The sequence below is a fragment of the Pseudomonas sp. BCRC 81390 genome (assembly GCF_030341915.1).
In the GTDB taxonomy this organism is placed as follows: domain Bacteria; phylum Pseudomonadota; class Gammaproteobacteria; order Pseudomonadales; family Pseudomonadaceae; genus Aquipseudomonas.
Genome location: NZ_JATAAG010000069.1, coordinates 136,130 through 154,659, shown reverse-complemented (window position 1 = coordinate 154,659; position 18,530 = coordinate 136,130). Strand labels below are relative to the sequence as shown.

The following is an 18,530-nucleotide window of genomic DNA, read 5'->3' as shown; positions in this document are numbered from 1 at the left end:
ATGGCTGAACCAGGACCAAGGACGATGAGTCATTCCTCGCAATTCACCTTGCTCGGCAAACGGCGTTTCCTGCCGTTTTTCATCACCCAGTCGCTGGGTGCGTTCAACGACAACCTGTTCAAGCAGTCGCTGATCCTGGCGATCCTGTTCAAGCTCAGCCTGGGTGACGGTGACCGTTCGATCTGGGTCAACCTGTGCGCCTTGCTGTTCATCCTGCCGTTCTTCCTGTTCTCGGCGTTGGGTGGGCAGTTTGGCGAGAAGTTCGCCAAGGATGCGTTGATCCGGGCGATCAAGCTGGCCGAGATCGCGATCATGGCAGTCGGCGCGCTCGGCTTCGTCACCAACCACCTGGCGCTGATGCTGGTGGCACTGTTCGGCATGGGCACGCATTCGGCGCTGTTCGGCCCGGTGAAGTACTCGATCCTGCCGCAGGCGCTACGCGAAGAAGAACTGGTCGGCGGCAACGGGCTGGTGGAAACCGGTACCTTCCTGGCCATCCTCGCCGGCACCATCGGCGCCGGGGTGATGATGTCGGCCGACAGCTATGCCACGGTGGTCGCTGGCGGCGTGGTCGGCACGGCGCTGCTGGGCTACCTGGCCAGCCGCTGGATCCCGCGCGCCGCCGCCGCGTCGCCGCACATGCCACTGGACTGGAATATCTTCAGGCAGTCCTGGGCGATCCTGCGCATGGGCCTGGGCCAGCCGCCGGCGGTGTCGCGTTCGATCGTCGGCAACTCGTGGTTCTGGTTCGTCGGGGCTATCTACCTCACTCAGATCCCGGCCTATGCCAAGGACTGGCTGCACGGTGACGGTACGGTGGTAACCTTGGTATTGACCCTGTTCTCGGTCGGTATCGCCCTGGGCTCGCTGTTGTGCGAGCGTCTGAGCGGGCGCAAGGTGGAAATCGGCCTGGTACCGTTCGGCTCGTTCGGCCTGAGCCTGTTCGGCCTGCTGTGGTGGTGGCATTCCGGCGATGTGCCGGCTGCCGCCGCCCCGCACGACTGGCTGGCGCTGCTGGGCATGGGCCAGGCCTGGTGGATCCTGCTGTCGATCGTCGGCCTCGGCGTGTTCGGCGGCTTCTATATCGTGCCGCTGTATGCGCTGATCCAGGCACGCACTGCCGACGACCAGCGCGCCCGGGTGATCGCCGCCAACAATATTCTCAATGCCTTGTTCATGGTGGTATCGGCGCTGCTCACCATTGTTCTGCTAGGCCTGGCCAAGCTGACCATCCCGCAGCTGTTCCTGGTGGTGTCGCTGCTCAATATCGCGGTGAACGTGCATATCTTCAGGATCGTGCCCGAGTTCACCATGCGCTTCCTGATCTGGCTGCTCAGCCATTCGATGTACCGCGTGCAGCACCGCGGTCTCGAGCGCATTCCCGAGCAAGGCGCGGCATTGCTGGTGTGCAACCACGTGTCTTTCGTCGACGCGCTGCTGCTCGGTGGGGCGATCCGTCGGCCGATCCGCTTTGTCATGTACTACAAGATCTACAACCTGCCGGTACTCAACTTCGTGTTCCGCACTGCAGGTGCCATTCCGATTGCCGGGCGCAATGAAGATCTGGCCACTTACGAGCGCGCCTTCACCCGAATTGCCGAGTACCTGGCAGATGGCGAACTGGTGTGCATCTTCCCGGAGGGCAAGCTGACCGGGGACGGTGAAATCGATGTATTCAAGGGCGGCGTCAACCGCATCCTCGCCGACACCCCGGTGCCGGTGATTCCGCTGGCCTTGCAGGGGCTGTGGGGCAGCTTCTTCAGCCGTGACCCGGCCAAGGGCTTTTTCAAGCGCCTGTGGTCACGGGTAACCATCGTGGCGGGTACTGCCATCCCGGTGGAGGCCGCGCAGCCAGAAGCGTTACGTGAGCAGGTCAGCCGCCTGCGCGGCGACCTGCGATAACGGCGGGTGTCAGCTGGCGCTGACTTTCAGGCCGACCAGGCCGGTAACGATCAGCGCCACGCTGACCAGGCGTACCAGTGCCACCGACTCGCCGAACAGAAGGATGCCGGCGATCACCGTGCCGACCGCGCCGACGCCGGTCCAGATGGCGTAGGCGGTGCCCAGCGGCAATTCCTTCATGGCCAGGCCCAGCAGGCCCAGGCTGATGGCCATGGCGGCGACGGTGAGTACGGTGGGCAGCGGCTTGCTGAAGCCATCGGTGTATTTCAGGCCGACGGCCCAACCCACCTCGAACAGGCCGGCGAAGAACAGGATGATCCAGGACATGGTGCGTCTCCATCGTTGCGAAGGATGGGGCCGTCCCCGAAATGGTCACGCGCTGCGTCGTGAGGTCGTCCTCACCGTGGGCACCATGGTGCACATATGCAGCCCACTGGGCAAGCCTGTGCGGCCTCTTCGCGGATAAACCCGCTCCCACAGGGATCTCCACAATTTTCAGACCTGTGCAGTACCTGTGGGAGCGGGTTTACCCACGAAAGGGCCCGTACAGGCAACATCAATGCCTGGCCGGCTCCCCACCTTCAGCTTCGGCCGCAGGTTTTCCCATGCGCCGGAACCAGGTTGACAGCAGCGCCCCGGAAATATTGTGCCAGACACTGAACAGCGCACTCGGCACCGCCGCCAGCGGCGAGAAATGCGCCGCTGCCAGGGCCGCGCCCAGCCCCGAGTTCTGCATGCCCACCTCCAGCGCCAGCGACTTGCGTTGGGCCAGCGGCAGCTTGCACAGCTTGCCGGTCAGGTAGCCGAGCAGATAGCCGAAGCTGTTGTGTAGCACGACCACGGCCATGATCAGCAGCCCTGACTCGGCGATTTTCGCCTGGCTGGCCGCCACCACTGCGCAGACGATCATCACGATACTGACCACCGACACCAGCGGCAGCACCTGTACCGCCGCCTGCACCTTGCTGCCGAGCAGGCGCTGGGCCAATACGCCAAGCACGATCGGCAGCATGACCAACTGCAGGATCGACCAGAACATGTCCATGAAGGACACCGGCAGCCAGGCCGAGGCGAGGAACCAGATCAGCGCCGGGGTCAGCAGCGGGGCGAGCAAGGTGGTCACGGCGGCGATCGCCACCGCCAGCGCCAGGTCGCCGCGCGACAGCCAGACCATCACGTTCGACGCCGTGCCGCTCGGGCAGCAGCCGACCAGGATCACGCCCACGGCGATTTCCGCTGGCAGCTGGAACATCTGGCACAGCAGCCAGGCCATGCCCGGCATGATCACGAAGTGCGCAACCACGCCCAGCATCACCCGCCACGGCTGGCGGGCGAGGGCGGCGAAGTCGTCGAACTTGAGGGTAAGGCCCATGCCGAACATCACCAGGCCCAGCAGCGGCACGATGGCTACCTTCAGGGCGATGAACCATTGCGGTTGCAGGAAGGCCAACACGGCGAACACCAGCACCCACAGGGCGAAGGTGTTGCCGACGAAGCGGCTGAGGGCGGCGAGGGCAGGCATGGGGCAAGTCCTTTTTCTTGTGGCTGGGTAATTATCAAGGGCCCAATCGCCGGCGCTGTCCGAGAATATTCCCCATGCCAGCACCGGCATTCCATGGCAGTCAGACCCCTTGCGGAATCTCCTCGCCACCCAGCGCCTCGAACAGCGCCGGCAGGAATTCGGCAAAGGTCATCATCATCAGCTGGAAACTGGCGTCGAACTGTTGCGCAGCTTCATCGCCGCCATCCTGTTCGGCCTGCTCCTGCAGCAACTCCTCGAATTTCACGCGCTTGATCACCATCTTGTCGTCCAGCACGAACGACAGCTTGTCCTGCCAGGCCAGGGCCAGCTGGGTGACCACCTTGCCGGTGCTCAGGTGCAGCTGGATTTCCTCGCTGGTCAGGTCCTGGCGCTTGCAGCGTACGATGCCGCCGTCTTCAGCGGTATCGCGCAGTTCGCATTCGTCGAGGACGTAGAAACCTTCGGCGGCCTGCTGCGACTTGACCCAGTCGGTCATGGTGGCGGCTGGCGCGATCTTCACCGTCGCCGGGCGCACCGGCAGCGAGCCCATCACTTCGCGCAGGGTGGAAAGCAGGTCTTCGGCACGCTTGGCGCTGGCCGAGTTGACCAGGATCACCCCCAGGCGCGGGGCGATGGCGGCGAAGATCATCGAGCGGCGGATGAACGCGCGCGGCAGGAAGGCCTGGATGATCTCGTCCTTGATCTGGTCGCGTTCCTTTTTATAGACCTTGCGCATCTGCTCGGTCTCGATCTCTTCGACCTTTTCCTTGACCGCGTCGTTGACCACGCTGCTGGGCAGGATGCGTTCTTCCTTGCGTGCGGCAACCAGCAGGTACTCGCCGCTGACGTGCACCAAGGGAGCGTCTTCGCCCTTGCCGAAGGGCGCGACGAAACCATAGGTGGTCAGCTCCTGGCTGGCGCAGGGGCGGGCCGGCTTGCTGGCCAGGGCCGCTTCCAGCGCTTCAGGCTCGAACGGGACTTCCTGGGTCAGGCGGTAGGTCAGCAGGTTCTTGAACCACATGAGGGGCAATCTCTCCTTAATGCATAAGGCGGGCATTATTCTCCGAGCGGTGCTCCGAGGCCAACCCTGTCAGAGGGCCAGCAGCCATCTGGATGCCGGGAAAACGCCCGGCAGCGCTAGGTCTTTGAAAGATCTGGAATTTTTTTTGGGAAAAGTTGAAAAAACGCTTGCCAGGGTAACGGGGCGTCCGTAGAATGCGCGCCACACCGAGACGAAGGGTGATTAGCTCAGCCGGGAGAGCATCTGCCTTACAAGCAGAGGGTCGGCGGTTCGATCCCGTCATCACCCACCACTCGATGTTTAGCGCAGCGGTAGTTCAGTCGGTTAGAATACCGGCCTGTCACGCCGGGGGTCGCGGGTTCGAGTCCCGTCCGCTGCGCCATATTTCACTTTCAGGGCCTACTGAACACCCGGAAGTCACAGAGAAAGCGACCTTAGGGTCGCTTTTTTTGTTTCTGCGACGACTACAGTGCCTTTACCGGAATGCAGATGTCGCAGCTGAACTCCCCCGTTTGAGGGTTGAAGGCCGTTGCGGCGTGAAACCTTTCAAAACACGGCCGCTCGTCACATTGCAGGCCGTTGGACGGCATCCACTCGCGAAGCAGCCGCGTCCAGGCATCAGCAATGTTCTCCACCCTGCCTTTGAAGCCAAACAGCGCATAGCGCCCTCCCGGCAGGGTCTGGATGTCTGCCTGACCACTGGTGACAAAATCGGCAGGTACCTCGACACAAGCGTCATAACGGCACTTGTCGGCGGGCGTGATGGACGGATCGTCATGACCGATACCGTAGCAAACGCCTTCGCTGAAACCGTGCGAGTACATCCAGGGCGTCATCTTGTTGCGCCAGAATTCGCCAATGGCGGGGCCATAGGGGCCGATCAGACGCTGGTAGGCCACGCGCGTTGCGGGCAAGTCGGTGATACGAACGTTCATGGCGGGATCCTTTGCCGATGGACTGGAGACGGCAGCATCAGCGAAGGCGCATTCGTGTGCCTGATTTACATTGCTCAAGACCTGATCAGGATTGCTGTCTCCATCAGCGGGGCGCTGGCGGGTGGCTTCAACCAGTGCTGCCGCTCGCTGCGGAGCAGTGGCCCGCCAGTCCGATGGCGTACAGCCAAACCTGAGCTTGAAGGCCCGTGCGAATGCCTCAGCCGAATTGAAGCCAGAAGCCAGGGCGGTCTCCAGCACTGTTTCATGGCTGCTGGCGGAAAGTCGCAGTGCTGCTTTCTCCAGCCTTCTGCGCCGGATGTAGTTGCCCAGGGTTTCGCCCATCCATGCAGCGAAGATCCGATGAAAATGAAAGCGTGAAAAATTGGCGACGTCGGCTAGTGCTGCGCCATCCAGAGGTTGCTCCAGGTGAGCATCGATATAGTTGAGCACGCGATTCATGCGTCGTGTGTACTCAGCGCGGGATGCCTGAGCGGCGGGGGCGGTCGTCATGGCGCAAATTATAGCCTCGGGTGGGAAAAGTAGCGGCTCACGGGTTGCAGCGGAGTAGAACGCTTCCAGCATTCCAAAAGCTAGTCTACCCGCTGCCATCAGCATGAATGTGCTCCAGCATGGCGCCAGCAAGCCCGCGCGTGCCATTGCATGGTGCGCTACCGGTGCCGGCTTTTTCGCCGGCCAGCCCACCCCTCACAGTGCAGCTCGGCCATCAGCCCTTTGAAATCCTGGTGTGAGTCGGCATGCCCGCGCAAGGGTCGGCACAGCTGGCCCACAAATTGCTGTTTCCCCTCCATCCAGGGCTATCAACGTCGACAGCCCGTAAACCTTCACGACAAAGGCGCCGTGTTGCCCCGCTTGCCAAGCAAGCCGGGCAGCCGGCGCCTTTTTGCGTTTCACAGGAGCCCGCCCCATGGCCAACAGCGAAGTATGCAGCGTCTGTCCCTATTGCGGCGTTGGTTGCGGCATCGTCATGAGCGTTGTCGATGGCAAGGTCGCCAAGATCAGCGGTGACAAGCAGCACCCCAGCAACTTCGGCCGCCTGTGCACCAAAGGCCTGACCGCACACCTGCCGCTGAGCGCCGCAGGGCGCATGGCCGACGCCTATGTACGCCAGCAGCGCAATCAGCAGCCGGCGCGTACCGGCCTCGACCAGGCCATTGCCGAGGCCGCCGCACGCCTGCGCGGCATCATCGACCAGCACGGCCCTGACGCCGTGGCACTGTACGTGTCCGGGCAGATGTCGCTGGAGGCCCAGTACCTGGCCAACAAGCTGGCCAAGGGGTTCATTCGCACCCGTCACATCGAGTCCAACTCGCGTCTGTGCATGGCCAGTGCTGGCAGCGGTTACAAGCTGTCGCTCGGCGCCGATGGCCCACCCGGCAGCTACCAGGACTTCGACCACGCTGATGTGTTTTTGGTGATCGGCGCGAACATGGCTGACTGCCACCCGATCCTGTTCCTGCGCCTGCTCGACCGGGTCAAGGCCGGCGCCAAGCTTATCGTCGTCGACCCGCGGCGCAGTGCCACCGCCGACAAGGCCGACCTGTTCCTGCAGGTGCGCCCCGGCACTGACCTGGCGTTGCTCAACGGGCTGCTGCACCTGCTGCAGCGCAACGGCCATACCGACCCCGATTTTATTGCCCGCCATACCGAGGGCTGGGACGAACTGGTCGGCTTTCTCGACGACTATACCCCGCAACGCGTAGCCGCCATCACCGGCCTGGCCGAGGCCGACCTCATCAAGGCCGCCGAATGGATCGGCACCGCCAGCAACTGGATGAGTTGCTGGACCATGGGCCTGAACCAGAGCATCCACGGCACCTGGCACAGTAATGCCCTCTGCAACCTGCACCTGGCCACGGGTGCCATTTGCCGCCCCGGTAGCGGGCCGTTTTCACTGACCGGCCAGCCCAATGCCATGGGCGGCCGCGAGATGGGCTACATGGGCGCCGGTCTGCCAGGCCAGCGCTCGGCGCTGGTGGCGGCGGACCGCGCCTTCGTCGAGCGGCAGTGGAGCCTGCCGCCTGGCAGCCTGCGGGCGGAAGAAGGCGAGGGCACTATCGCCCTGTACCAGCAGATGCAGGCAGGTGAGGTCAAAGCCTGCTGGATCATCTGCAGCAACCCGGTGGCCAGCGTTGCCAATCGCCAGCAAGTGATTGATGGCTTGCGCCGGGCCGAGCTGGTGATTGCTCAGGATGCCTTCCTCGACACTGAAACCAACCGTTACGCCGACATTCTTCTGCCAGCCGCGCTGTGGGCCGAAGGCGAGGGCGTGATGATCAACAGCGAGCGCAACCTGACCTTGATGCCGCGCGCTGTCGCGCCGCCCGGGCAGAGCCTGCCGGATTGGCAGATCATTGCCCGGGTTGCCTGCGCGATGGGCTACGCCGATGCCTTCGACTACCCCGATGCCGAAGCGGTGTACGAAGAGATCCGCCGCTTTCACAACCCCGCAACCGGCTACGACCTGCGTGGCATCGGTTATGCCGAGCTGCGCGAGCAACCGCGCCAGTGGCCCTGCGCGCCCGGTCGCGACGACCCGCGCAGCCCGTTACGCTACCGCAACGATGGCAGCAGCCAAGTGCTGTTGCACGATGCCCGCGGCGAACGCCCGGCACTGGCCTTTGCCACCAGCAGCGGCAAGGCGCGCTTCTTCGCCCGGCCCTGGCTGCCGGCGGCGGAGTTGCCCGATGCTGATTACCCCATGGTCCTGAATACCGGCCGTGTTCAGCATCAGTGGCACACCCTGACCAAGACCGGCAAGGTGCCGGCGCTGAACAAGCTGGAGCCTGGCCCTTTCGTCGAGCTCCACCGCGAAGATGCCGCACGGCTGGGGATCGCGGAAAAGGACCAGGTGGCCATCCGCTCGCGCCGGGGGCAAGCCGTGTTGCCCGCGCGTATCAGCGACCGGGTGATGCCGGGCAACTGCTTTGCCCCTTTCCACTGGAACGACCTGGTTGGCGATCAGCTGGCGATCAATGCGGTGACCTGCGATGCGGTCGATCCGCTGTCGTTGCAGCCAGCGTTCAAGCATTGCGCCGTGGCCCTGGAGCGGGTGGCCGGTGAACGCATCGAAGCCTTTGAACTCAGCGCTGCCATTGCGCAGCCAGCCCGCAGGCCGACCGCTGTGCTATCACAGGTACTGGGTCTGGACGCGCTGCCAGTCCCGGCGCTGGCCGAGGAGGAACGCCATTACCTGCAAGGCTTCCTGCTGGGCCTGGACCAGGTCCACGGCGAAGGCGTGCGCTGCCTGCCGGCCAATGCACCGCTGGCTAGCAATAGCCGGCTGTTCGTCGATGGCTTGCTGGCCGGGCTGTTCGCCCCGCCTGTGCCAGTGCACCAAGCCGCGCCGGCAGCCCCACGGCACCAGGTACTCTGGGCGTCGCAGACCGGCAACGGCGAGCGGCTGGCCGAGCGCTGTGCCGCACATTTGCGCAGTGCCGGCCTTGCTGTGCAGCTCAACTGCATGGATGCGGTCAGCCCGCATCAGCTGCAGGGCGCGGCCAGCGTCGTGCTGATTGCCAGTACGTTCGGTGATGGCGATGCGCCGGATAGCGCAGCGGCGTTCTGGCGTGCCTTGCAAGGCGAGGAGGGCGCCCATTGTGCCGAGCTGCCGTACGCCGTGCTGGCCCTGGGCGATTCCAGTTACCAGCAATTCTGCGGTTTCGGTCGCAAGCTCGACCAGCGCCTGGCCGAGCTGGGTGGGCGACGCCTGCTGCAGCGGGTCGATTGCGAGCCCGATTTCGACGATGCCTTCGCCGCCTGGCTCGATGCGCTGCTGCCCACCCTGCGCAGTGTCGCTGCGCCACAGCCGCGCAGCGAAGCCGCACCGGCGGCGGCCTGCAGCAAGCAGCAACCTTGGGCCGCTACCGTACTGGAGAACCGCCTGCTCAACGGCGCGGGCGCCAGCAAGGAAACCCGTCAGCTGGTGTTCGACCTGAGTGGTAGCAGCTTGACCTATGCCCCGGGTGATGCCCTGGGGGTATGGCCGCGCAACTGCCCGGCGCTGGTCGACGAACTGCTGGCGCTGATGCAGCTTGATGGCCAGGCCAGGGTCGAGCTGAACAACCAGCCGCCCATGCCGTTAAGAGAAGCCCTGCAAGCGCACCTGGAAATCGCCAAGGTTACCCCGCAGCAGTTGCAGGCGTTTGCCGTCAATGCCCCGGACCTGCAGCGCTTGCTGCAGCCCGAATGCAAGGCCGAGCTGCAGGACTGGCTGTGGGGCCGGCAACTGGTCGATGTGTTGCATGCCTTCCCGCAGCAATTGCCGCTGGCCAGCTGGCTAGAGCTGCTCAAACCGCTGCAGCCGCGGCTGTACTCGATCAGCTCCAGCCCGTTGGCACACCCTGGGCAAGTGCACCTGACCGTTTCCACGGTGCGCTATGGCTCACGTAAAGGCGTGTGCTCAAGCTTCCTTGCCGACCGCGCGCAGGCACTGAAGGTGGCGATCTTCCCGCAGGTGGCGAAGCACTTCCGGTTGCCAGAGGATGACGGTGTCTCGCTGATCATGGTCGGCCCCGGCACCGGCATTGCGCCGTTCCGGGCCTTCCTCGAGGAACGTGAGGCGCGTGGAGCCAAAGGCGCCAACTGGCTGTTCTTCGGTGAACAGTACGCGGCCACCGATTTTTACTACCGGGAGCAGCTGCAGGCCTGGCAGGCCGCAGGGCACTTGCGCCTGGACACGGCCTTCTCGCGGGACCAGGTGCAGAAAATCTACGTGCAGCAGCGCATGCTGGAGCGCGGCGCGGAACTCTGGCAGTGGCTGCAGGCGGGGGCTTACTTCTATGTGTGTGGTGATGCGCAGCGCATGGCCAAGGATGTAGAGGCGGCGTTGCGGGTGATCGTGGCCGAGCATGGGGGCATGGATGCGGCCGCGGCTGCGGCTTATATCGAGGAACTGGGCAAGGCCAAGCGGTATCGGCGGGATGTGTATTGAATGCGCCAAGATGGGGAGTGATGCACTTGGAGTGTGCATTTACTGCGCTGGCCCCATCGCTGGCAAGCCAGCTCCCACAACGGTTTCACCAGCTTGTGGATCTGTGGCGGCCCTTGTGGGTGCTGGCTTTCCGGCGATAGGGCCAGTTCTGGAAACAGCTTTGGCACAGTCCCTGCTTTAACCTGGTTACAACAAAGCCCACTGATCAACGGCGATCAATTCGGGCCCCCTACCGTGATGAATACAGGCAAAGGCGCCTGGAGCTTCGGCTCCAGGCGCTTTTTTTTGATCGAGGATCGGCTTATGAAGGCAACAGCGAGCAGCGGGCAACGACAGCGACTGATCATCGTCGGCAACGGCATGGTCGGCCATCACTGTGTCGAACAACTGGTCAGCCGCGGCGCCCTGCAGCGCTTCGAGCTGCACGTGTTCGGCGAAGAGCGGCAACGCGCCTACGACCGTGTGCACCTGTCCGAGTACTTTGGCGGCAGCTGCGCCGAAACCCTGGCCCTGTGTGGGCAGGACTTCTACAGCGCCAGCGGCGTGCACCTGCACCTCGGTGAAGCGGTGCTGGGAATCGACCGCGAGCGCAGCGAAGTAGTCACCGCCGAGGGCCGCTACGGTTATGACCAGCTGGTGCTGGCCACCGGTTCGTACCCCTTCGTACCGCCGATCGAAGGCTCCAGCGGCAATGCCCGCCTGGTTTACCGTACCCTCGATGACCTCGATGCCATCCGCGCTGCCGCAGCCAGCGCCCGCCGTGGCGTGGTGGTGGGCGGTGGTCTGCTCGGCCTGGAAGCGGCCAACGCCCTCAAGTCGCTGGGCCTGGAAGCCCACGTGGTGGAATTCGCCCCACGGCTGATGCCGGTGCAACTGGACGGCGAGGGCGGTGCCGCGCTCAAGGCGCAGATCGAAGCCCTGGGTGTAGGCGTGCACCTATCGCGCGCCACCCAGTCGATCAGTGCCGGTGAAGACTACCGCTACCGCATGAACTTCGACGGTGGCGAGCACCTGGAAACCGACCTGATCGTGTTTTCTGCCGGTATCCGCCCGCAGGACGCCTTGGGCCGCGCCTGTGGCCTGGACATTGCGGCGCGTGGCGGGGTGGTGATCGATAACCACTGCCGCAGCAGTGACCCACGCATCTTCGCCATCGGCGAGTGCGCCTCGTGGAACGGCAGCGTTTTTGGCCTGGTCGCCCCAGGCTACAGCATGGCGCGCAACCTGGCCGCGTTGCTGGTGGGTGAAGCTGTTGGCGAATTCACTGGTGCCGACATGTCCACCAAGCTCAAGCTGCTGGGCGTGGACGTCGGCTCGATCGGCGATGCCCACGGCGCCACGCCAGGCTCGCGCAGCTACCGCTTCATCGATGAAGCCAACAGCGCCTACCGCCGGCTGGTGGTGGACGCCAGCGGCAAGCGCGTGCTCGGTGCGGTGCTGGTTGGCGACAACAGTTACTACGACACCTTGCTGCAGTACGCCCAGAACGGCATCGCCCTGCCGGCCGACCCGGCGGCGCTGATCCTGCCGCAAGGCGGCGGTGCGCCGGCCCTGGGTGCCGATGCGCTGCCCGACAGCGCCACCATCTGCTCCTGCCACAACGTCAGCAAGGGCGCGGTCTGTGCCGCCATCGACAGCGGCTGTGGCGATCTTGCCGCAGTCAAGGGTTGCACCAAGGCCGCGACTGGCTGTGGGGGTTGCGCAGCCCTGCTCAAGCAGGTGTTCGAGCATGAGCTGAGCGCCCGTGGCGTGGCGGTGGACAAGAGCCTGTGCGAGCACTTTGCCTACACCCGCCAGGAACTGTACGGGCTGGTGCGGGTAGAGGGCATCCGTACGTTCAACGAACTTCTCGCACGCCATGGCCAGGGGCACGTTGGCTGTGACATCTGCAAGCCGGCGGTAGGCAGCATCCTCGCCTCGTGCTGGAACCAGCCGATCATGGACCCGGCGCTGGTGCCGTTGCAGGACACCAACGACACCTTCATGGCCAACATGCAGAAGAACGGCACCTACTCGGTGGTGCCGCGCATACCCGGTGGCGAAATCACCCCCGACAAGCTCATCGTGATCGGCCAGGTGGCGAAGAAGTACGACCTGTACACCAAGATCACCGGTGGCCAGCGCATCGACCTGTTTGGCGCCCAGCTGCACGAACTGCCGCTGATCTGGGGCGAGCTGATCGAGGCCGGCTTCGAAACCGGTCACGCCTATGGCAAGTCGACCCGTACGGTGAAGTCCTGCGTGGGCAGCACCTGGTGCCGCTACGGCGTGCAGGACAGCGTCGGCATGGCCCTGCGCCTGGAAGACCGCTACAAGGGCCTGCGCAGCCCGCACAAGCTCAAGTTCGCAGTGTCCGGCTGCACCCGTGAATGCGCCGAGGCACAAAGCAAGGACATCGGCGTGATCGCCACCGACAAGGGCTGGAACCTGTACGTGTGCGGCAATGGCGGCATGCGCCCGCGGCACGCCGAACTGTTCGCTACCGACCTTGACGACGAAACCCTGGTGCGCCTGATCGACCGGGTGCTGATGTTCTATATCCGCACGGCGGACAAGCTGCAGCGCACCTCGGTGTGGCGCGAGAGCCTGGAAGGCGGGCTGGACTACCTCAAGCAGGTGGTCATCGACGACAGCCTGGGCCTGGCCAGCGAGCTGGAGGCGCAGATGCAGCATGTGGTCGACCAGTACGAATGCGAGTGGGCCAACGCCCTGAACGACCCCGAGAAACTCAAGCGCTTCCGCACCTTCGTCAATGACCGCCGCGCTGACCCGGACGTGCACTTCGTGCGCGAACGCGAACAACGCCGGCCTGCGGCGCCGCTGCACCTGATCCCAACTATCGAGGAGGCTGTGTGATGAACCTGTCCAATGCTGCTGTGAAAACCCGAGTGAACTGGCAAACGGTATGCCAGGCCGACGACCTGGTAGCCGATTCCGGGGTGGTGGTATGGCTCGATGGCGACCAGGTGGCCTTGTTCTACCTGCCGGCGCAGGCACAACCGCTGTACGCGGTGGGCAACCGCGACCCGCGTTCCGGCGCCAATGTCATTGGTCGGGGGCTGGTGGGCACGGTGAAGGGCGAGCTGGTGGTTGCAGCGCCGCTGTACAAGCAGCACTTCAGCCTGCACAGCGGCGAATGCCTGGAAGATTCGGCGCAGCGCTTGCGGGTGTGGCCGGTGCGCTTGAGGGGCAGGGCGGTAGAGTTGGCGGTGGATTGATGCATTGTTTATCGCCTGTGAGATCGAGCGCCGCGCGCGCGGCGCTCGATCCCCATACGGCGAAAATACTGCGACCAGCGCAATGCGTTAAGCTTGCGCCCATGAACCTCGACACCCGTATCAAGTACCGCCACCTGCTGTGTTTCCTGGAGATTGCCCGGCAGGGCAGCCTGGCCAGGGCGGCAGATATCCTGGCAATCAGCCAGCCGGCGATTTCCAAGACCCTCAAGGAGCTCGAGGACCTGCTCGAAGCGCGCCTGTTCGAGCGCAGCCGTCAGGGCGTCGAGCTGACCCCGGCCGGCACGCGTTTCATGCGTTACGCCGGGCCTAGCGTACAGGCGCTGCGTGATGGCGTCAGCAGCCTGCGCGGTGAGGCGCGGGCGCCGTCGCAGGTGCGCATTGGTGTGCTGTCCACGGTGGAAGGGCTGCTGATGCCCGAGGTGCTGTGCCGCCTGCACCAGCGCCATGAGGCCTTGGTGATCAGCGTGGTCACCGGGGTCAGTGCGCAGTTGCTCGGGCAACTGCACCTGGGCGAACTGGAGCTGGTGGTCGGGCGCATGACCGACAGCCCGCAGATCCAGGGGCTGTCATTCGAGCACCTGTACAGCGAGTCCATGGCCCTGGTCGTGCGCCCCGGGCATCCTTTGCTGGCGAGCGCCCCGGTGGAGCGGCAGCGGGTCGGGCGGTATCCGTTGGTGCTGCCGCCGCCGGGCACCACCATCCGCCAGCATGCCGACAGCCTGTTCGTGCAATGCGGCATTCAGCTGCCGGCACAGCGTCTGGAAACCCTGTCTCTGGCCCTGAGCCGGCGTTACCTGCTGGGCAGCGATGCGCTGTGGGTGGCGCCGCGCGATGCGGTGCTGCTCGACTTGCGCCGTGGCGAGCTGGCCGAACTCGACCTGGGCGTGCGCGAGCCGGGCGGCTCGGTAGGCATCTGCCGCAACGCGGCCTTGCCACAGAGCCTTCCCGGGCAGTGGGTATGCGAGGTGCTGCGCGAAGTGGCCGGGCAGTACCGCGACGGTGCCTACCCCTGAAGCGGTGCGGTCAGCAAGGCGTTGATGGCCTTGAGGCTGTCATCGCTGAGGCTGCCACTGGCTGCCATCAGGCGTAGCTGCGCCTGCACGATGGCGTAGCGCTGACGGGCCAGTTGCAGGCGGGTGCGGGTCAGCTGCTGCTCGGCATCCAGCACATCGTTGCTGATCCGCGCACCGGCCTCGAAGGCATGCGTGGTGATCTGCAGGTCACTCTGGCTGGAGCGCAAGGCTTGCTGCAGGGCCTGGTACTGGCTGATGCCGCCCGTCAGGTTGAGGTAGGCCTGACGCGCCATGAAGTCCGCCTCGCGCCGGGCATCTTCCAGTTCATCCTCGGCGGCACCCTGCAGGGCACGGGCTTCGCGGGTAAGGCTCTGGGTACCGCCACCGGCATACAGCGGCACGCTGAGTTGCACGCCCACCACCGTCTGGGTGTACTTCTCTTCCGGCACGGTAACGTCGTACAGGCTGCCACCGACCGAGGCAAAACGGCCATGCGCCGCCACCAGGTCGAGGGTAGGCAGGTGCCCGGCCTGTTGTTTGTCCACCTCCTGTTCGGCGATCAGCTGGCGCACTTCGGCGGCCTGCACCTTCAGGTTGTGCTGACGTGCCTGTTCGGTCCAGGCATCCAGGCGGGCCGGCTGCGGGCCGCTGAACGCCACCTGGTCGTCCAGCCTGGCCAGTTCGCCCGGCGTGCTGCCGGTCAGCCGGGCCAACGCCTGCTGGTTCAGGCGCAAGGCGTTGCCGGCGGCGATCTGCTCGGCCTGCGCCAGGTCGTATCGCGCCTGGATGCGCTGCACCTCGTTCTCGGTCCCGGAGCCCTCGCGGCGGAAGCGCTGTGCCTTGTCCAGTTGCTGGGCCAGGGTTCGGACCTGCTGGCGGCTGGTGGCCAGCTGGTCCTCGGCCAGCAGCAGCTCGAAGTAGGCGTCGGCCACGCGCAGCATCAGGTCCTGGCGTGCAGCGAGCAAGTCGATTTCGCCCGCCGTTGCCAGGGCCTTGCCCTGCTCATGGCCGATCACGTTCTGCCAGCGCAGCAGCGGCTGGACCAGTACCAGCGCGTAGGCATTGGAATTGTCGCGGTCGCGGCTGGCCGCCCCGCTGTGTTCGCGATCGACCCAGGCTGCGCCGCTTTCCAGGGACAGGTGCGGCAACAGTCTGGCCAGCCCTTGCGGAGCCTTCTGCGCAGCCGCCAGCTGGCGTTGCTGGGCAGCGGCATAGGCCATGTCATGGCCCAGGGCCTGCTGGTAGCTCTGGTACAGGTCGCGAGCCTGGACGAGGCCTGTGCCGAACAGGGTGAAGGCCAGCACGCCTAGGCGGATTCGTGTGCTTTGTCCGAACACGTCACGGACTCCTTTGCAGGTGAGGGCTTGGGTTGGCGGGGGTTGCGCATCAGCAGCACCATTGGCACGCCGATCAGCATCACTGCGCCGAGCAGACCGAAGAGCATGCTGAAACCGAGCATCTGCGCCTGCTCCCGGGCCTGGAAAAAGGCCAGCACGGCATTGGCCTGGTCGGCACTCGGCAAGTCGGTGGAAAGCCGCCGTGGGTCGAGGTTGGCCAGGTCCCAGCCACTGGCAAGCAGGGTGTTTTCATCGACGTGCTCGGAAAGCTGTCGATAGCGCGCCCAGGAAAACCGCGTCAGCAGCGTGGCGGCGATGGCGATGCCGACGCTGCCGCCTAGCTGGCGCATCAGGTTGAGCACGCCGGAGCCCACCGAAATCAGCTGCGCGGGCAGTTGACGCATGGCCAGGTTGGTCAGCGGCACGAAGATCATGCCTAGCCCAAAGCCACGGATGATCAGCGGCCAGTACAGGGTGTCGGGGTTGCTTTGCAGGGTGAACTGGGTGTGCAGGTACATGGCGTAGCCGTAGACCAGGATGCCCACGCAAATGAAGTAGCGCTCGTCGATACGGTTCTCTTGCGACAGTTTGCCGATTACCAGGGTGCTGACCGCGCTGGCCAAGGCCCCGGGAAAGATCACCAGGCCACTCTGGTAGGGGCTCTGTTCAAGCAGCGTCTGCAACAGCAGGGGCACCATGAACAGCGTGCTGTACAGGCCGAAGCCGACGCAGAAGGCGCAGACCGAACCCAGCAGGAACTCGCGGTTGTTGAACAACGCCAGGTTGACGATCGGGTTGGCTACCCGCCGTTCCCAGTAGCAGAACCCCAGCAGGCCGAGCAGCGCCAGGGCCAGGCACAGCAGGCTCAGGTTGGATTCCAGCCAGTCCCAGTGCTCGCCACGCTCCAGCAGGATCTGCAAGCTGCCGACACCGACGGCAAGCAGGATGAAGCCCAGGTAGTCGATGCTGCGTGGGCGCCGTTCGTTGGGCGAGTCGCCCACGCACAGCCAGGCCAGCAGCAGCGCCAGCGCACCGATCGGCAGGTTGATCAGGAAGATCCAATGCCAGGAGAACTCGTCGATCAGGTAGCCGCCCACCGACGGGCCGAGGGTTGGCCCCATCATCACCCCGACGCCGTACAAGGCCAGGCCAGCGCTGACCTTCTCCTTGGGGAACACGTCGTAGATGATCGCCTGCGAGATGCCCAGCAGGCCGCCCCCGGCCAGCCCCTGCACCACGCGCCACAGCACCATCTGCCACAGCTCCTGCGACACTGCGCAACCCAGCGAAGCCAGCACGAACAGTGCCGATGACATCCAGTAGTAGCGGCGCCGGCCAAACCAGGCCGACAGCCAGCCGCTGGCCGGCAGGATCACCACGTTGGCGACGATGTAGCCGGTCGAGACCCAGGAAATCTCGTCCACCGAAGCGCCAAAGCTGCCCATCAGGCTTGGGATGGCGACGTTGACAATGGTCACGTCGAGCAGCTCCATCATCGAGATCAGGGTGACCGTCACGGCCACCAGCCAGGGCGATTTCATAATGTCTGCCCGCTATCGCGGGTATCGACCTCGACGAACACGCTCATGCCTTGGCTGAGCGCCTGCTGCATGGCAGTGGGTAACTGGCGGAACTCGATGCGCGCCTGGATACGCTGCACCACCTTGGTGAAGTTGCCGGTGGCGTTTTCCTGTGGCAGCAGCGAGAAGCGCGCGCCAGTGGCCGGTACCAGGCTGTGCACCACCCCTTCGAACTGCTGCCCCGGGAAGGCGTCGACGCTGATGCGTGCCGGCTGGCCGACCCGTATGCGGGCGACCTGGGTTTCCTTGAAGTTGGCCACCACCCATATGTGCTCGGTGCTGACCAGGCTCAGCAGCTTCTGCCCGGCCACGACGAACTGCCCGGGCTGTACGTCCTTGTGCACGATGACCCCGGCCCGCGGCGAGGCCTGGCGGGTGTCCTGCAATTCGATGCGGGCCAAGGCCAGTGCCGACTCGGCGGCCTTGATCCGGTACTCTTCGACTTTCAGGGCGGCCTTGTTGGCCAAGGCGCCTTCACGGGCCGCGGTGGAGTTGTCGCGGGCCGCCTGCAACTGGTGGTTCAGGGCATTGAAGCGGGCCCGTGCGGCTTCCAGGTCCTGGGTGCTGACCACGCCTTGTTCGGCCAGGCGTTGGCTGCGCTGGTAGTCACTGCGCGCCTGTTCGACATTGGCCACCAGCTGGCCGATGGTGGCCTGTGCCGCCTGGCTGCGCGCCGCAGCGCTGCGCACCTGGCTGTCGACCAGGCCGGGCATGCCGCCCTGGCCGGTAGCCACCAGGGCGCCGAGGTAATTGGCCTGGGCTTGCTCGACCCGCTGCAGGTATTCGTCGTCGCGCACCTGGAACAGCAGGTCACCCTTGTTCACCCGGGTGTTCTCGTGCACCGGCACTTGCACCACCACGCCACTCAAGCGGGCCCGAATGGGAATGATCACGCCTTCCACTTCGGCGTTGTCGGTGCTGACGTACTGCCTTGCGTATTGCCAGCGTTGCAGCCCCAGCACTGCCAGGCCAGTGATGACCAGCGCCGATACTGCCAACTTGGCGTACTTGCCTTTCACCATGTCACACG

Annotated in this window: 12 protein-coding genes and 2 tRNA genes; 7 read left to right on the top strand and 7 right to left on the bottom strand. The window is 64.8% G+C overall.

The genetic code is table 11. The features are described 5' to 3' along the window. Positions 1–24: 24 nt before the first annotated feature. Positions 25–1,902 carry an MFS transporter gene (locus QSV36_RS22100; RefSeq protein WP_289134458.1) on the top strand — a complete coding sequence of 626 codons (1,878 nt, stop codon included), beginning with the start codon at positions 25–27 and terminating at the stop codon, positions 1,900–1,902. Positions 1,903–1,911: 9 nt separating this feature from the next. Here the strand turns inward: QSV36_RS22100 and sugE are convergent, their stop codons facing one another. From sugE to rdgC, 3 genes are all read right to left on the bottom strand, one after another. Then, the gene (sugE, locus tag QSV36_RS22095; protein ID WP_289134457.1) at positions 1,912–2,229 is read right to left on the bottom strand and encodes a quaternary ammonium compound efflux SMR transporter SugE; all 318 of its coding nucleotides are present in this window, start codon (positions 2,227–2,229) and stop codon (positions 1,912–1,914) included. Between the two features lie 229 nt (positions 2,230–2,458). Beyond that, positions 2,459–3,424, bottom strand: a complete 966-nt coding sequence (locus QSV36_RS22090; RefSeq protein ID WP_289134456.1) for a bile acid:sodium symporter family protein — start codon at positions 3,422–3,424, stop codon at positions 2,459–2,461. A 100-nt stretch (positions 3,425–3,524) separates the two neighbouring features. Then, complete coding sequence (rdgC, locus tag QSV36_RS22085) at positions 3,525–4,445, bottom strand: recombination-associated protein RdgC (RefSeq protein WP_225776709.1); 921 nt, start codon at positions 4,443–4,445, stop codon at positions 3,525–3,527. A 216-nt stretch (positions 4,446–4,661) separates the two neighbouring features. Between rdgC and QSV36_RS22080 the strand changes: the two genes are divergently transcribed. Continuing rightward, a tRNA-Val gene (locus tag QSV36_RS22080) sits at positions 4,662–4,737 on the top strand. 13 nt (positions 4,738–4,750) lie between these two features. Then, positions 4,751–4,827 (top strand) — tRNA-Asp (locus tag QSV36_RS22075). A gap of 82 nt (positions 4,828–4,909) precedes the next feature. Here the strand turns inward: QSV36_RS22075 and QSV36_RS22070 are convergent. After that, positions 4,910–5,839, bottom strand: coding sequence for an AraC family transcriptional regulator (locus QSV36_RS22070; protein WP_289134455.1), 930 nt, complete (start codon positions 5,837–5,839; stop codon positions 4,910–4,912). A gap of 466 nt (positions 5,840–6,305) precedes the next feature. Between QSV36_RS22070 and QSV36_RS22065 the strand changes: the two genes are divergently transcribed. The 4 genes from QSV36_RS22065 to pcaQ all read left to right on the top strand — a co-directional run bounded on the left by QSV36_RS22065 (position 6,306) and on the right by pcaQ (position 14,583). Further along, positions 6,306–10,331 (top strand): bifunctional nitrate reductase/sulfite reductase flavoprotein subunit alpha, encoded by a 4,026-nt coding sequence (locus tag QSV36_RS22065; RefSeq protein ID WP_289134454.1) that lies wholly within the window; start codon positions 6,306–6,308, stop codon positions 10,329–10,331. A 303-nt stretch (positions 10,332–10,634) separates the two neighbouring features. Further along, positions 10,635–13,187: a nitrite reductase large subunit NirB gene (nirB, locus tag QSV36_RS22060; RefSeq protein WP_289134453.1), complete on the top strand. Its 2,553-nt coding sequence runs from the start codon at positions 10,635–10,637 to the stop codon at positions 13,185–13,187. Next, positions 13,187–13,549: a nitrite reductase small subunit NirD gene (gene nirD / locus QSV36_RS22055; RefSeq protein WP_289134452.1), complete on the top strand. Its 363-nt coding sequence runs from the start codon at positions 13,187–13,189 to the stop codon at positions 13,547–13,549. The genes nirB and nirD overlap by 1 nt, the downstream gene beginning before the upstream one ends. Before the next feature lie 101 nt (positions 13,550–13,650). Continuing rightward, positions 13,651–14,583, top strand: coding sequence for a pca operon transcription factor PcaQ (pcaQ, locus tag QSV36_RS22050; protein ID WP_289134451.1), 933 nt, complete (start codon positions 13,651–13,653; stop codon positions 14,581–14,583). On the opposite strand, the gene QSV36_RS22045 is transcribed toward pcaQ, so the two are convergent. From QSV36_RS22045 to QSV36_RS22035, 3 genes are read right to left on the bottom strand one after another with little or no spacing between them, the layout of a single operon-like run. Further along, on the bottom strand, positions 14,574–15,920 hold the full coding sequence (locus QSV36_RS22045) for a TolC family outer membrane protein (protein ID WP_289134450.1): 1,347 nt from the start codon (positions 15,918–15,920) through the stop codon (positions 14,574–14,576). The two genes, pcaQ and QSV36_RS22045, sit on opposite strands and share 10 nt — an antisense overlap. Beyond that, entirely contained in the window at positions 15,890–17,461 is a 1,572-nt protein-coding gene (locus QSV36_RS22040; RefSeq protein ID WP_289134449.1) for a DHA2 family efflux MFS transporter permease subunit, read from the bottom strand. The genes QSV36_RS22045 and QSV36_RS22040 overlap by 31 nt, the downstream gene beginning before the upstream one ends. Further along, positions 17,458–18,522: an HlyD family secretion protein gene (locus QSV36_RS22035; RefSeq protein ID WP_289134448.1), complete on the bottom strand. Its 1,065-nt coding sequence runs from the start codon at positions 18,520–18,522 to the stop codon at positions 17,458–17,460. Before QSV36_RS22035 ends, QSV36_RS22040 begins: the two co-directional genes overlap by 4 nt. Positions 18,523–18,530: the final 8 nt, after the last annotated feature.

Bases quoted from the DNA above. Each gene is read 5' to 3' on its own strand.
- QSV36_RS22100 (WP_289134458.1), top strand. From the start codon at position 25: ATGAGTCATTCCTCGCAATTCACCTTGCTCGGCAAACGGCGTTTCCTG.
- sugE (WP_289134457.1), bottom strand. From the start codon at position 2,229: ATGTCCTGGATCATCCTGTTCTTCGCCGGCCTGTTCGAGGTGGGTTGG.
- QSV36_RS22090 (WP_289134456.1), bottom strand. From the start codon at position 3,424: ATGCCTGCCCTCGCCGCCCTCAGCCGCTTCGTCGGCAACACCTTCGCC.
- rdgC (WP_225776709.1), bottom strand. From the start codon at position 4,445: ATGTGGTTCAAGAACCTGCTGACCTACCGCCTGACCCAGGAAGTCCCG.
- QSV36_RS22070 (WP_289134455.1), bottom strand. From the start codon at position 5,839: ATGAATCGCGTGCTCAACTATATCGATGCTCACCTGGAGCAACCTCTG.
- QSV36_RS22065 (WP_289134454.1), top strand. From the start codon at position 6,306: ATGGCCAACAGCGAAGTATGCAGCGTCTGTCCCTATTGCGGCGTTGGT.
- nirB (WP_289134453.1), top strand. From the start codon at position 10,635: ATGAAGGCAACAGCGAGCAGCGGGCAACGACAGCGACTGATCATCGTC.
- nirD (WP_289134452.1), top strand. From the start codon at position 13,187: ATGAACCTGTCCAATGCTGCTGTGAAAACCCGAGTGAACTGGCAAACG.
- pcaQ (WP_289134451.1), top strand. From the start codon at position 13,651: ATGAACCTCGACACCCGTATCAAGTACCGCCACCTGCTGTGTTTCCTG.
- QSV36_RS22040 (WP_289134449.1), bottom strand. From the start codon at position 17,461: ATGAAATCGCCCTGGCTGGTGGCCGTGACGGTCACCCTGATCTCGATG.
- QSV36_RS22035 (WP_289134448.1), bottom strand. From the start codon at position 18,522: ATGGTGAAAGGCAAGTACGCCAAGTTGGCAGTATCGGCGCTGGTCATC.